The organism is Acidovorax sp., from assembly GCF_016783915.1.
Classification (GTDB): Bacteria; Pseudomonadota; Gammaproteobacteria; order Burkholderiales; family Burkholderiaceae_C; genus Acidovorax.
The window spans coordinates 1-13,647 of the sequence record NZ_JADHVT010000002.1 but is presented as its reverse complement, the minus strand read 5'-3'; the positions used below and the strand labels follow the sequence as shown (position 1 = coordinate 13,647).

The window sequence follows — 13,647 nt, the reverse complement described above, 5'->3', positions numbered from 1 at the left end:
TCAGGCGTCAGCGGGCGCGACCTCTCCCGCGCTGACGAGCACCAGCTCCGTCGCCACATGGGCATCGAGCGTGAGCAGCCGCTTGCGCATGCAGATCACGGCCTTGTCCTTGCTCAGCAAGATGGCCTGGTGAGCTGCCGCCAGGTCAATGAACTTCTGGTCGTCCGCGTCCTTGCACACGTAGGCCACCTTGGGCGCTATCTCCACCCGCCGCACCTGCGCGTCAAACGCCGCCAGCACCTGGGCCGCATCCACTCGGTAGTAGTCCATGCGCCCGGCGATGTGCGGATAGGCCAGCACACGCTCCAGTTCATCGCGCATGACTTGCGTGGCGATCCAGGTCAGGCGCCCCTGGGCCAGCAGCGTGCGCAGCGGGGCAGTGCGCGCGTCGCTGAAGATCAGCAGGTCCAGCGCCACATTGGTATCCACCACTACCGGGCGTGCGGGCTCGCCCGCCGGGGCCTCGGCGGGCAGGCGCAATTCGACCTTCATGGCGCGCCGTTGCCGGGGTCTTGGGCAGCCGATGGCTTTGCAGGACGCTCGCGCACAGCGCCCTTGATCATGTCGAAGCGGAACATGCGGCATTCGATGGGGCCGTTCCACATCGGCACGCGGCGCGATTCTTTCAGGCGCATCTTGCCGGGCAGCTTGAGGTCGGGCGTGAGCATCCAGGCCGTCCAGCCGCTGTAGTTCTTCTTCCAGTGGGTGGCCAGCTGGCTGAAGAACTCGCCGCCGTCTTCGGTCTGCGCCTCTTCGCGGCCCACAGCCATGCCCTGGGCACGGTCGGCGGCGCGTTCGCTGGCGTTACGGCCTGCGCTCCCTGCAGCAGCAATGCGCTCGCCGTAGGGCGGGTTGAGCAGCATCACGCCGGGCTGATCGCAGGGCGGCATGCGCTGCAGGGCGTCGCCGCCGCGCAGCTGCACGGCATCGGCCACGCCCGCGCGCTCAGCGTTGCGCTGGGCGAAATCAACCATGCGGAAGGCGACATCACTGCCAAACAGGGGGACAGCGCTAGTGCATATTGCACTTTCAGCTTCGTTTTTTATAGCACTCCAGACATGGGCCTGGAACGGCAGCAGTTTCTCGAACGCAAAGCGCCGCAGCATGCCCGCCGGGATGCGGCAGGCGATCTGCGCAGCCTCGACCACGATGGTGCCGCTGCCGCAGCAGGGGTCGTACAGCGGCTGGGGGTTGTCGCCGTGCGGGTCCCAGCCACTGGCGGCGATCATGGCGGCGGCCAGGGTTTCCTTCAGCGGCGCATCGCCCTTGTCCTCGCGCCAGCCGCGCTTGAACAGGGGCTCGCCCGAGGTGTCGATGTAGATCGTGGCCTCGTCGGTGGTCAGGTGCAGGTGGATGCGCACATCGGGCCACTGGGTGTTCACATCGGGGCGCACGCCGCTCTTGTGGCGGAAGCGGTCGGCCACAGCGTCTTTCACCTTGAGGCCCGCGAAGTTGAGGCTCTGCAGCGGGCTGTGCTGGGCCGTCACCTCGACCTTGAACGTCTGTCGCGTGGTGAACCAGATCTCCCAGGCCACATCGCTGGCCATGGCATAGAGGTCGTTCTCAGACCGGTACGGGCGGTGCGCCAGTTGCACCAGCACGCGCTGCGCCAGGCGGCTGTGCAAATTGAGCAGCAGCGCCTGGCGCCACGAGGCGCGCAGCAGCACACCGCCCCGCCCCACCAGCAAGTCTTGTCCCGTGAGGCCGGTGATGCCATGCACCTCGTCGGCCAGAAAGCCCTCGACACCGGCGGCGCAAGGGAGAAAAAGTTGGAGTTGGTTCATGTCGATGGGGAGGATACGCGCTCGGAAAATGCATGGGAATCCGGCGTGCCCGCGCGGGCCAGCAGCAACTGGCGGATGGAGTCAGGGATCGGGGCGACCTTGCGGCTGGCCTTGCCGATGAAGACGATGCCGATCTTGCCGCGCGCCACCTCGCGGCCCGAGGCCTTCTCGGTCATGCAAAAGACCAGGTCAAACCCATAGCGGTTGAAGTCCGCAGGCGCCATCTCGACGCGCATGGTCTCGCCATGGAAACCTTCGGACTTGTACTGCGCCACGATGTCGCCCACCACGATGGACAGCCCGCCCACATCGGCCTCAGGGTAGCCCAGGGACTGGAAAAAGCGCACGCGCGCTTCGGACACCAGGCTGAGCAGCTGGGCGTTGTCCAGATGCCCGCCCTGGTTGACGTGGCTGATGTAGATCTGCAGTTCGGTGGCAAAACCGAAGTGCGCGGGAAGGTCGAAGACGATGCGGGCCATGGGGCGGAAAGTGGTAGGGCAAAACAGGAAGCGGGGGGACGGGTACCAACGGCGGACATAGCGCATTGCGCGACAGACAATGTCTGCCTTCCAGGCACCCGATGAGAAGCACGCGGGGGTCACCAGCCCATCCACACCGTGGCGCCCGTGCCGCTGCATGGGGGTGTTGCGCACGAGTCCTGTGAGCCGGGCGCCACTGTCTCGTATGCTCTCGGGCAGTGGATTTTACCGGAGCCCCCTCATGCGCCTTTTTGTTCGGACCCTGCTGACCACCCTGGCGCTGGCAGTGATGCCTCTGGCTGCCAACGCTCAAACACTCTACAAATCAGTGGGAGTAGACGGCAGGGTGGTCTACAGCGACCAGCCACCGGTGACTGGAGCCGTAGAGAAAACGATGAAGCTGGAAAACCTGCCAGTCAGCGTGGTGCCAGGCGCGGCCTCCACTCCCCAAGCAGCAACCCCCGACACCCCACAGGTCGCAATCGCACGAGGCGATGTGGTGCTTTATATGGCCACCTGGTGCGGTTACTGCAAGGCGGCCAAGGCCTATCTGACTAACAAGGGCATCGCCTACCGGGAGTTGGACATCGACACGCCTTCTGGCAAGGCTGCGTTCAAGCAACTGGGTGCCAGAGGTGTGCCAGTCTTGCTGACCAACGGCCAGAAAATCGCCGGGTTCACACCCCAGGCGTATGACGCGGTATTCATGGCGCGCAAGTAATCCGTCAGCATCCTGCGTTCAGGGCGTTGAGGGAGGCTTATGCTCTTCAATGCGTTGAGCACTACAACGCCTTGCGCAGATTGGCCGGCGCTATCTTGAGCGCCTCGCGGTACTTGGCCACCGTGCGGCGTGCGCACTCGATGCCCTGCTCCTTGAGCATCTCGGCAATCTGGCTGTCGGACAGCGGCTTGGCGGGGTTTTCGGCAGACACGAACTGCTTGATGAGCGCGCGCACGGCGGTGCTCGATGCGTTGCCGCCGGTCTCGGTGCCCAGACCCGAGCCAAAGAAATATTTGAGCTCGTAGGTGCCAATCGGTGTGGCCATGTACTTGGCGGTGGTCACGCGGCTGATGGTGGACTCGTGCAGGCCCAGCTCGTCGGCGATGTCGCGCAGCACCAGCGGGCGCATGGCCAGTTCGCCGTGGGTGAAGAAGTTCTTCTGCCGCTCGACGATGGCGCGCGAGACGCGCAGGATGGTGTCAAAGCGCTGCTGGATGTTCTTGATGAACCATCGCGCCTCCTGCAGGCGCTGCTGCATGCCCTGATGTCCCTCGCCGCCCTTGTGGCCGCGCAGTGCGCCAGCGTAGATGTCGTGCACGCGCAGGCGCGGCATCACGTCGGGGTTGAGCTGCACGATGAAGTTGTGCTGCCCGCTGTGCCCATTGGCACGCCCGGCTTTGCGCACGATGACGTCGGGGATGATGATGTTGCGCTCTACATCGGCAAAGCGGCGGCCGGGGCGGGGCTCCAGCCGTGCGATCAGCGCCATGGCGGCACGCGTGCGCTCTTCGCCGCTGGCGCCGCCTTCGCTGCACAGCAGCGTCAGGCGACGGATGTCGCGGCGGGCCAGCATCTCCAGCGGCTGCTGGCAGATCGAGAGTGCTGTACGCACCGTGTCCGGGTCGGCATCGCTGTCTTCGTCGGCGGCCAGGGCCGTGAGCTGCAGCGTCAGGCATTCGGCCAGGTTGCGCGCGCCCACGCCCACAGGCTCCAGGCTTTGCAGAAGCCGCTGGGCCACGGTGAAGCGGTGCACCAGCTCCTCAATCTGCTCCAGATCGTCGGGCCCGGCCAGGCTGATGGCCAGCTCTTCGAGCGGCTCTTCGAGGTAGCCATCGTCGTTCAGCGATTCGATGAGAAAACGCAGCGCGGCCGTGTCCACTTCAGACAGCCGCAGCGACAGCGCCTGGCGGTGCAGAAAGGCGGTGAGCGATTCTTGCGAGCGGGCCAGCTCGGTAGCGTCGGCCCCGTCGCCTTCCGCATCGTTGCGGGTGCGTGCCGGGGCGTCGCCGCCCCACTCGGCGTCGTTGGGCGCCATCTCAACGGTGCCGTCGCCGCTCCAGTCGGGCTCGTCGGCGCCTCCACCGGGGATTTCAGCCTCGTTTTGGCTCTCAGTGCTGGTACTGTTTGCACTGACAGCTCCTGAAAACATAGCATCATCGGCACCGTAGTCGTCGGCCTGCGCGGGCGTATCGGCGGCTTCCAGACCAAACTCCTCGCGCGGTGCTTCGTCGGCATTGCGTTCGAGGAACGGGTTTTCGTCGAGCATCTGCTCGACTTCCTGCGAGAGTTCGAGCGTGGACAACTGCAGCAGCCGGATGGACTGCTGGAGCTGGGGGGTCAATGCAAGGTGCTGCGAGACGCGCAGCGAGAGTCCAGGCTTCATTGATTGAGCGCCGCCGGGCCGCCCCAAGGCGCGAAAGCCCCCTTGGGGGGCAGCGAACCACGCGCAGCGGGGAGCGTGGGGGCACAGTGCTGCGCCGCCGGGCCGCCCCAAGGCGCGAAAGCCCCCTCAGGAGGCAGCGCAGTACACAAAGTGACAAGCGTGGGGGCCATGTCTACATCCTGAAGTGTTCGCCGAGGTACACACGGCGCACTTCGGCGTTGTCCACGATCTCGGAGGGGGTGCCCTGCGCCAGCACGCGGCCGTCGCTGATGATGAAGGCGTGGTCGCAGATGCCCAGCGTCTCGCGCACGTTGTGGTCGGTGATCAGCACACCAATGCCGCGCGCCTTGAGGAAGCCGATGATGCGCTGAATCTCGATCACGGCGATGGGGTCAATGCCCGCAAAGGGCTCGTCCAGCAGGATAAAGCGCGGCTGGGTGGCGAGGGCGCGGGCGATCTCGACGCGGCGGCGCTCGCCACCGGACAGGGCCAGGGCAGGCGATGCACGCAGGTGGTCCACACGCAGCTCTTGCAACAGGGCCGTCAGGCGCTCCTCGATGGCGTCGCGCGTCAGCGGCTGGCCGTCGTCGGCACGCTGCAGCTCCAGCACTGCACGCACGTTTTCTTCGACGGTGAGCTTGCGGAAAATGGAGGCTTCCTGCGGCAGGTACGACAGCCCCAGCCGTGAGCGGCGGTGGATGGGCATGTGGGCCACCGAGTGGCCGTCGATACGGATGTCGCCCGCATCGCTGCGCACCAGGCCCACGATCATGTAGAAGGACGTGGTCTTGCCCGCGCCGTTGGGGCCCAGCAGCCCCACGACCTCGCCTTTTTGCACCACCAGCGACACATCCTTGACGACCTTGCGGCTGCCATAGGACTTGGCCAGGTGCTGAACCTCCAGGCGGCTGCCCGACTGGGAATCGGGCCCCAGGCGGTTATCAGCCCGGGTATCAGGACCAGTACTCACAGCGGGCCCGCTCACTTGGCGCCGCCGCCAAGGCTGTTGCTGGGGCGCAGCGCCGGTGCGGGCGCGTCAGGCACTGCGGCTGGGGCCGCCGCGCCGGACGGCGGGTCTTTGGGCGCCAGCACGGCACGCACGCGGCCACCGGACGCTGGCGTGTCGCCTGCGGCAGCAGACGACGCTGGTGCCCTCTGGCCGTCCACCGTGAACACGTCGGTGAGGTTGTTATAGACGATCACGGCACCGGTGATCTCGTCGTTCAGTACCGACCCACGGTAGCGGCGGAGTTCGGCGCGGGTGATGAAGCGCACGTTGTCGGCTTTGCCGTCGTACTCGATGACCTCGCTCTCGCCTTCGATGAACTCGTCTGGCACTCCAGCTACGGTGTCGCGCTTTTGGCGGAAAAACGCCCGTTTGCCCGCCTCGGCCGTGACCACGCCGTATTGGTAACCGTCGGCGTCCTGGCGCACATCCAGCCGCGCACCGCGCAACACGATGGTGCCTTTGGTCATCACCACGCGGCCCGAGAACACGCTGGTCTGCTTGAGTTCATCGTGGCGCAGGGCGTCGGCCTCGATGTTCATGGGCTTGGCACGGTCGGCCTTTTCGGCGTGTGCCATACCCGCAAGACCGGTCAGGGCTGCGAGCAACAGGAGGGGGAGTAGGCGGTGGGTCATAGGGCACGAATCTTGCAATGATTGTAGCCACCCGATAGTACCCACCCCGAAAAAAAGCCCGCATCAGCGGGCTTTTGGAACAGCTTGCCGACAGAGTCGGCACCTTGTCAGGCTTTGCGCGCCGTGGCCGCCAGGTATTCGACCACTTGCAGCACCGTCTGCATGCTGCCAGCCATCGTGCCGTCGGTGTAGTACTTGCCCGCCACGCCCATGGACGGCACACCTTCGACGCCATACGAATCTTGCAGCTGCGAGGCGCGCCGCACCTGGTTGGCCACGCTGAAGGAACCATAGACTTCCTTGAACTTGGCGGCATCCACGCCCTGCTGGGTCACCCAGGCCAGGATTTCGTCGTCCTTGGCGAGCTTGGCCTTCTCCACATGGATGGCGCGGAATACCTTGGCGTGCAGCGCGTCGAGCTTGCCCATGCCTTCGAGTGTGTAGTACAGCTTTTGCTGGGGCACAAAACTGGCGTTGAACGCCACGGGCACGCGGCGGATGGAGAGGTCCTTGGGCGCGGCCTTGACCCAGGCGTCCAGCGTGGGCTCAAAGGCGTTGCAGTGGGGACAGCTGTACCAGAAGAACTCGATCACATCGACCTTGCCAGCGGGGGCATCGGGGGCGACGGGCTTGTCCAGCCGCTTGAAGTCCTTGCCCTCCTTGAACTGGCGGGCTTGCGCCATGGCGGGGTTGGCCACTGGCAGCGTCAGGGCAGAAGCGGCAACCGCCGACGCGGCGGACAAAGAAAACTCACGGCGTTTCATGACAAAGACTCTCCTGGTTCAGGTATGGGGGATGTGAGACATCCCTTTACAAAAAGTTCAGCCCTGGCGTTGACGCCGTTTTGGCAGGCCTGTCAGCGCTGCACACGCACCAGCGCCGACTCCAGCCCGGCGCCATCGAGTTTTTCCTTGAGCACCTCGGCATCGTCACGCTTGGTGAAGGGGCCGATGCGCACCCGGAAGACCGCACGGCCATTTTGCTCACGCTCGCTCACGCGGGCCTCCCAGCCCAGCATGGCCAGCTTGGCGCGCTGGGCGTCTGCGTCGGCCTGGGTGCGGAAGGCGCCCGCCTGCACGAAGTAGTCAAACGGGTCCACACTGCCCTTGGCCGCTGCCTTGGCCACGGCCAGATCGCCCAGCGGATCGGCGCCTGCCTTGCTCTCGGCCTTGGCGTCGGCTTTGGCCTCTGGCTTGCTCGCTGCAGGCTTGGCCGCTGAGGCGGCAGCGCGCACCTCGGGGGCAGGTGCCGATGCAGGAGACGATGCGGCGGCTGCAACCGGTGGCGCGGCAGGACGTGCCGGATTTTTGCCATACAGCGGCGAGTTCGGATCCCAGTTCTTGTTCTTCTGGGATTCGGCTGCGTCCATGTCTGCCCCCCGACCGTTGCCCTTGTTCAGGAAGGGCACCGGCACCTTGGTCACATACACGGCCACGGCCAGCGCCGCGCCCAGGCCCACAATGACCCCGACGATGAAGCCGACAATGGTCCCGCCCGTCTGTTGCTTTTTCATATTGGTAGTAACTGCTTACATTCTGGCTGGGGCCGACACGCCCAGCACGGCCAGGCCATTGTGCAATACCTGGGCGGTGGCGGCGACGAGCGCCAGGCGCGCCTTCTTCACCGCCTCGTCATCCACCAGGATGCGCTCGGCATCGTAATAGCTGTGGTAACTGGCAGCCAGGTCGCGCAGGTAGAACGTCACATCGTGCGGCGCCTCGCCATCTGCGGCGGCGGTCAGCATCTCGGGGTACTTGGCCAGCTGCAGCATCAGCGCCTGGGCCTGAGGGCCCTCCAGCGCGGACAGGTCCACATCCTTGAGCGAAGCCACATCACCACCGCCCGCCTCTTGCCAGGCGCGCAGCACCGACTGGATGCGCGCATGCGCGTACTGCACGTAGTACACCGGGTTGTCGTTGTTCTGGGCCACGGCCAGATCCACGTCGAAGGTGTACTCGGTGTCGGGCTTGCGGCTGAGCAGGAAGAAGCGCACCGCATCCTTGCTGGTCCACTCGATCAGGTCGCGCAGCGTGACGTAGCTGCCCGCACGCTTGCTGATCTTGACCTCTTCGCCGCCCTTGACCACCCGCACCATGGTGTGCAGCACGTAGTCGGGGTAGCCCTGCGGAATGCCCACATCGGCCGCCTGCAGGCCGGCGCGCACGCGGGCGATGGTGCCGTGGTGGTCCGTGCCCTGGATGTTGACGACCTTGGTGAAGCCGCGCTCCCACTTGGCAATGTGGTAGGCCACGTCGGGCACGAAGTAGGTGAACGTGCCGTCCTGCTTGCGCATGACGCGGTCCTTGTCGTCGCCGTAGTCAGTGCTCTTGAGCCACAGCGCGCCGTCCTGCTCGTAAGTCTTGCCGTTGGCAATGAGCTTGTTCACCGTGGCCTCGACGCGGCCGCTGGTATACAGGCTGGACTCGAGGTAATACTCGTCGAACTGGAGGTTGAACGCCTGCAGGTCCTTGTCTTGCTCGTTGCGCAGGTAGGCCACCGCAAACTGGCGGATATTGTCGTAATCCTCCACATCGCCATTGGCCGTGAACTCGCGGTCGTCGGCCTTGACGGTGGCCTTGGCCTTGAAGGCCTCGGCAATGTCGGCGATGTAGTCACCGTTGTAGAAGTTCTTGGCCAGCGGGTTGTCGCTGTCGGTAGGCCAGCAGTCGTCTCCGGGCTTGAAACCCTTGGCGCGCAGCTGCGTGCTCTTGGTCAGAGTGTCGATCTGCACGCCCGCGTCGTTGTAATAGAACTCGCGGTGCACCTTCCAGCCCTGGGTGCTGAACAGGTTGCAGATGGCATCGCCCAGCGCGGCCTGGCGGCCGTGGCCCACGTGCAGCGGGCCCGTGGGGTTGGCCGACACGAACTCGACCAGCACCTGCTGGCCATTGCTGGCCTGGTAACCAAAGCGCTCGCCCGCAGCCAGCACCTCACGCACCACTTCCTGCTTGGCGGCGGGTTGGAGGCGGATGTTCAGAAAGCCAGGGCCCGCGATTTCGATGGCGGACACCCAGCGCTGAAAGGCAGGCGTGGCTTCGAGTGCGGTCTTGAGCTGCTCTCCCAGTGCGCGCGGGTTGAGCTTGAGGGGCTTGGCCAGTTGCATGGCTGCGGTGCAGGCGAAGTCGCCATGGGCCGCCACCTTGGGAGATTCAAATGCCGCCTTGGCGCCAGCGCCGGGGGACAGGTTTTCCAGCTCGGCTGCGAGCGCAGCGAGCAATTCATTTTTGGCTGTGAGCATCGGCGGATTTTACGGGTGCGCCAGCCGCAAGGCGCCGGACCTGCCACCAGAGGCGGTCCCACAGCCAAAGGCACAATGGACAATAGTGCCCATTCCACAGGAGAAAGCGCATGCAGCCTCAGCCCATCATGCTCTACCGGCGCCGCTGGACCTTGGTGTTTCAGGTGCCTTTTACCCTGCTGGTGCTCGCGTGTCTGGCCTTTTCGCTGTATTGGGCGGCTGTATCGAATGACCGGCTGCTCACGATCCTCTGCTTGTGCGCCGCGTTTGTGGCGTTCTGTGTAGGCGGAACCCTGGGCAGGTCCACCCTGGAGGCCTACCGGGTACGAGACCCTGCGGTGGTCATCGACGCCACCGGCATCACCGACCTGCGCCAGGACGACCCGCACACCGTGCCCTGGGAGGCCATGGAACGTGTGCACCTGGACAATTATGAGAACGTGATCCTTGTCAAGCTGCGCCCTGGCCACAAGGACTCTGCGTTGCGCGTGATCTTCAAAGCGCTGCAACGCTGGCAGCAGCGGGGAGATGTGGTGTTTTTCCTGGGAGGCCTGGCCTACGACACCCGGCAGATCCAGACCGCGCTCAAGGCGTTCCATGCAGCCGCAGCGCCCAAACCCCGCACTCTCTGAGAGATCAACGCACCCGGCTCTTGCCGCACGCTGCGTATTGGGTTGTCAGGACTTGTGCGCGTTGTCGCACGCCATGTTCTATGGTGCAATGCCCCCGGGACCCCCCATAACGCATTCACACCAGGAGATTCCATGAAAAAGCTTCTTTCCTTGACTGCACTCGGACTGGCCCTGTCAGTGGGCTTTGGTGCCCACGCCGCCGAAGACGCCAAGGCCCCCACCAAGCAGCAATCGAAGATGGCGACCTGCAACAAGGACGCCGGAGAGATGAAAGGCGACGAGCGCAAGGCGTTCATGAAGACCTGCCTGAGCAACAAGCCCGCCACCCAGCAGGACAAGATGAAAACCTGCAACGCTGATGCCAAGGCCAAGACCCTCAAGGGCGATGAGCGCAAGGCCTTCATGAGCGAGTGCCTGAAGAAGTAAATTCGCGCACAGTGCACCTTCCTCGGTGCGCCCTCAAAAGAAAAGCCCGCCAGCAGCAAGCCTGGCGGGCTTTTTTTTATGGGGTACTTGCACTTACCAGCCGCGCGCCCAGAACACCGCAATCACAGCCACCACGGGCAGCACATGCGACTGGATCATCACCAGGCGGCGCACCCGCGCGACTTCCGTGGCGGGCGGCAGCGCGCCGGTGCTGCGCAGGTTCTGGCGCCAGCGGCGAAACGCGGCCGAAGGCACAAACGACAACAGGACCATGGCCAGCACCAGGGTGATCTTGATGTGGAACAGGGGCTGCGACAGGTACCACGACGCGCCCTTGACGCCCCAGATCAACCGGGCCAGACCACTGCCAATCATCACCGCCCCGGCCACACCGTAGATCACATCCAGCCGGGCCAGCCGCTCGACCACGGCGGCATTGAGCCACTCGATGCGGCACAGCGCCGCCTGGCTGGACAGGAAAACCACAAAGGTCAGGATGGCCAGCAGATGAAAGGCGGCCAGAACGGCTTCGAGGGTCATGGTGGGAGTTCCTTGTAGTGCCCCAGGCTCCTGAGCGGCTCAGAGCGCTCACAGTACTGTCAGGCAGGGCAGTCATTGTGCTTGATGGCGCTGACTCGACACTACCCACCACAAAAGCGGCAATCAGGCCACGGTGCGAGCCACCGAACCCACGGGCACATCCGCCGGCACCACAGGCCCCAAGGCCGCAGACACCGCGAGCGGCATCGGATGGCCGTTCATCGCCGCGTCCAGGCGCTCGTGGTCCAGCGCATTCTCCCAGCGCGAGACCACCACCGTGGCCACGGCATTGCCGATGAAGTTGGTCAGCGACCGGCATTCGCTCATGAAACGGTCCACGCCCAGAATCAGCGCCATGCCAGCCACCGGCACTTCGGGCACCACGGCCAGGGTGGCGGCCAGGGTGATGAAGCCCGCGCCCGTCACACCCGCTGCGCCCTTGGACGACAACATCGCCACCAGCAGCAATGCTACCTGGTGGCCCAGCGTCAGTTCGGTGTTGGTGGCCTGGGCGATGAACAGCGCCGCCAGCGTCATGTAGATGTTGGTGCCATCCAGGTTGAACGAGTAGCCCGTAGGCACCACGAGACCCACCACCGACTTGCTGCAACCGGCCTTTTCCATCTTTTCCATCAGCGATGGCAGGGCGGATTCAGAAGACGAAGTGCCCAGCACCAGCATCAGCTCGGCCTTGAGGTAGCGGCACAGCTTGAACACAGAGAAGCCACACAGGCGCGCCACAAAGCCCAGGATCACTACCACAAACAGCAGCGAGGTGATGTAGAACGAGCCCACCAGCCACGCCAGGTTGACCAGCGAGCCCAGGCCAAACTTGCCGATGGTAAAGGCCATGGCGCCAAAGGCACCGATGGGAGCGGCCTTCATCACGATGCCCACCACCTTGAACACGGGCGTCGTCAGCGCGTCCAGAAAGTTCAGCACCGGCCGGCCTGCCTCACCCACCATGGCCAGGCCGATGCCGAACAGCACGGCCACCAGCAACACCTGCAGGATGTTGTCGCCCACGAACGGGCTCACCAGCGTCTTGGGGATGATGTCCAGCGCAAAGCCAGTGAGTGTCATCTCATGCGACTTGGCCACGTAGCCCTTCACGGCGGTCTGGTCCAGGTCGGCCACATTGATGTTCATGCCCGCGCCGGGCTGCACCACGTTGGCCACCACCAGGCCCACCACCAGGGCCAGCGTGGAGAAGAACAGGAAGTACGCCATGGCCTTGCCGAACACGCGGCCCACGGTGGAGAGCTGCGACATGCCAGCGATGCCGGTCACGATGGTCAGGAAGATCACCGGAGCGATGATCATCTTGACCAGCTTGATGAACGCGTCACCCAGCGGCTTGAGCGCCTCGCCGTAGGACGGCTCGAAATGGCCCAGCAGAACGCCCAGGACGATGGCGAACACCACCTGGAAGTACAGTTGCCGGTAAAAAGGCAGCTTCAAGGTCGAGGCTGCGGGAGCGGAATGGTTGTGCATGGAACGGGTCTCCTGGGGTCACGGGTCTGCACCACCGGGGTGCCTCCGGCGCGCGTCAAGGGTGCCGTTTGTACCGCTGCACTTTGTTTCAGCCGATAACCTATTGGTATTAGTCGAGAGCGGCTTCATAGGAGAGCGCGTGCACCAAATCAGGGTAACTACTTAGTCCCCAGCCTGGTGCAGCACCCTCCCACCCGCACCCAATTGGCCTTGGTGCCGCACAACCACCCCGCTGGATTCCCATGCCCACGCCCCGCCTTCGCCAGTTCTGGACGCTGCTCATCCTGCTAGCGGGCACGGTGGCCAGCATGTTCGCCGCCGGCCAGTGGGCCTGGCACCGGTCCTTGCTGGACGAAAGCGAGAGCGTGCAGCGCCAGCTGGCCCTGTACGGGCAGACGCTGGCCCAGCGCATCGACCGCTACCGCACTCTGCCCGAGGTGCTGGCCCTGGACGCGCAGTTGCAGGACGCCCTGCGCCGCACCCTGAGCACCGACGAGATAGCGCAGCTCAACCGCAAGCTGGAGCAGGCCAACGGCGCCAGCCAGTCCTCCACCCTCACCCTGCTCGACCGCGACGGCCTGGCCGTGGCCGCCAGCAACTGGCGCACGGCCACCAGCAACGTGGGCGTGGACTACAGCTTTCGCCCCTATGTGCAGCAGGCGCTGGCCCAGGGGCGCGGCAGCTTCTACGGCATTGGCGTGACCACGGGCGAGCCGGGCTACTTCCTGTCGCAGGCCATCCGTGACGACAGCGGCCACATCCTGGGGCTGGTGGCCATCAAGATTGCGCTGCAGGAGCTGGAGCGCGAATGGCTGCAGACACCCGACATCGTGCTCGCGTCGGACGCGCATGGCGTGGTCTTTCTCGCCAGCCAGGACGCATGGCGCTACCGCCTGCTGGAGCCGCTGGACGACGAGGAGCGCCGCGAGCTGAACGCCACGCGGCAATACTCCGACCAGCCGCTGCGCCCGCTCGACGTGCGCGTGGACGACCGCCTGGACAACGGTGGGCGGCTGGTGCGCGTGCAAC

At 65.0% G+C, this 13,647-nt stretch carries 15 protein-coding genes; 4 read left to right on the top strand and 11 right to left on the bottom strand.

Annotated elements, in window-relative coordinates; genetic code table 11:
- Genes ISS20_RS00690 through ISS20_RS00680 form a run of 3 tightly spaced genes read right to left on the bottom strand, consistent with a single transcriptional unit; the run spans window position 1 to window position 2,263 of the window.
- A complete protein-coding gene (locus ISS20_RS00690) occupies window positions 1-492 on the bottom strand; it encodes a putative toxin-antitoxin system toxin component, PIN family (RefSeq protein WP_291432756.1) in 492 nt (163 codons plus the stop codon).
- Window positions 489-1,784 carry a THUMP domain-containing protein gene (locus tag ISS20_RS00685; protein WP_291432755.1) on the bottom strand — a complete coding sequence of 432 codons (1,296 nt, stop codon included), beginning with the start codon at window positions 1,782-1,784 and terminating at the stop codon, window positions 489-491. Before ISS20_RS00685 ends, ISS20_RS00690 begins: the two co-directional genes overlap by 4 nt.
- Window positions 1,781-2,263, bottom strand: a complete 483-nt coding sequence (locus ISS20_RS00680; RefSeq protein WP_291432754.1) for a thioesterase family protein — start codon at window positions 2,261-2,263, stop codon at window positions 1,781-1,783. The genes ISS20_RS00685 and ISS20_RS00680 overlap by 4 nt, the downstream gene beginning before the upstream one ends.
- A 241-nt stretch (window positions 2,264-2,504) precedes the next feature.
- On the opposite strand from ISS20_RS00680, the gene ISS20_RS00675 reads away from it, so the two are divergent.
- Complete coding sequence (locus ISS20_RS00675; RefSeq protein ID WP_291432753.1) at window positions 2,505-2,984, top strand: glutaredoxin domain-containing protein; 480 nt, start codon at window positions 2,505-2,507, stop codon at window positions 2,982-2,984.
- 61 nt (window positions 2,985-3,045) lie between these two features.
- On the opposite strand, the gene ISS20_RS00670 is transcribed toward ISS20_RS00675, so the two are convergent.
- The 6 genes from ISS20_RS00670 to argS all read right to left on the bottom strand — a co-directional run bounded on the left by ISS20_RS00670 (window position 3,046) and on the right by argS (window position 9,526).
- Entirely contained in the window at window positions 3,046-4,647 is a 1,602-nt protein-coding gene (locus ISS20_RS00670) for an RNA polymerase factor sigma-54 (RefSeq protein ID WP_291432752.1), read from the bottom strand.
- A 172-nt stretch (window positions 4,648-4,819) separates the two neighbouring features.
- Window positions 4,820-5,617, bottom strand: a complete 798-nt coding sequence (gene lptB / locus ISS20_RS00665) for an LPS export ABC transporter ATP-binding protein (protein WP_291432751.1) — start codon at window positions 5,615-5,617, stop codon at window positions 4,820-4,822.
- An 11-nt stretch (window positions 5,618-5,628) separates the two neighbouring features.
- Window positions 5,629-6,288: a lipopolysaccharide transport periplasmic protein LptA gene (lptA, locus tag ISS20_RS00660; protein ID WP_291432750.1), complete on the bottom strand. Its 660-nt coding sequence runs from the start codon at window positions 6,286-6,288 to the stop codon at window positions 5,629-5,631.
- Window positions 6,289-6,395: 107 nt separating this feature from the next.
- Complete coding sequence (locus tag ISS20_RS00655; protein WP_146872007.1) at window positions 6,396-7,052, bottom strand: thiol:disulfide interchange protein DsbA/DsbL; 657 nt, start codon at window positions 7,050-7,052, stop codon at window positions 6,396-6,398.
- Between the two features lie 92 nt (window positions 7,053-7,144).
- Window positions 7,145-7,801 carry an SPOR domain-containing protein gene (locus tag ISS20_RS00650; protein WP_291432749.1) on the bottom strand — a complete coding sequence of 219 codons (657 nt, stop codon included), beginning with the start codon at window positions 7,799-7,801 and terminating at the stop codon, window positions 7,145-7,147.
- A 15-nt stretch (window positions 7,802-7,816) separates the two neighbouring features.
- A complete protein-coding gene (gene argS / locus ISS20_RS00645) occupies window positions 7,817-9,526 on the bottom strand; it encodes an arginine--tRNA ligase (RefSeq protein WP_291432748.1) in 1,710 nt (569 codons plus the stop codon).
- Between the two features lie 110 nt (window positions 9,527-9,636).
- Between argS and ISS20_RS00640 the strand changes: the two genes are divergently transcribed.
- Window positions 9,637-10,158: a hypothetical protein gene (locus ISS20_RS00640; protein WP_291432747.1), complete on the top strand. Its 522-nt coding sequence runs from the start codon at window positions 9,637-9,639 to the stop codon at window positions 10,156-10,158.
- Between the two features lie 132 nt (window positions 10,159-10,290).
- Window positions 10,291-10,584 carry a PsiF family protein gene (locus ISS20_RS00635; protein WP_291432746.1) on the top strand — a complete coding sequence of 98 codons (294 nt, stop codon included), beginning with the start codon at window positions 10,291-10,293 and terminating at the stop codon, window positions 10,582-10,584.
- A gap of 93 nt (window positions 10,585-10,677) precedes the next feature.
- Here the strand turns inward: ISS20_RS00635 and ISS20_RS00630 are convergent, their stop codons facing one another.
- Entirely contained in the window at window positions 10,678-11,124 is a 447-nt protein-coding gene (locus ISS20_RS00630; protein WP_291432745.1) for a DUF2214 family protein, read from the bottom strand.
- Between the two features lie 123 nt (window positions 11,125-11,247).
- Entirely contained in the window at window positions 11,248-12,618 is a 1,371-nt protein-coding gene (locus ISS20_RS00625; protein WP_291432744.1) for a dicarboxylate/amino acid:cation symporter, read from the bottom strand.
- 242 nt (window positions 12,619-12,860) lie between these two features.
- Here ISS20_RS00625 and ISS20_RS00620 point away from each other — a divergent pair.
- The coding region (locus ISS20_RS00620) for a cache domain-containing protein (RefSeq protein ID WP_291432743.1) at window positions 12,861-13,647 on the top strand (787 nt) is incomplete at its 3' end.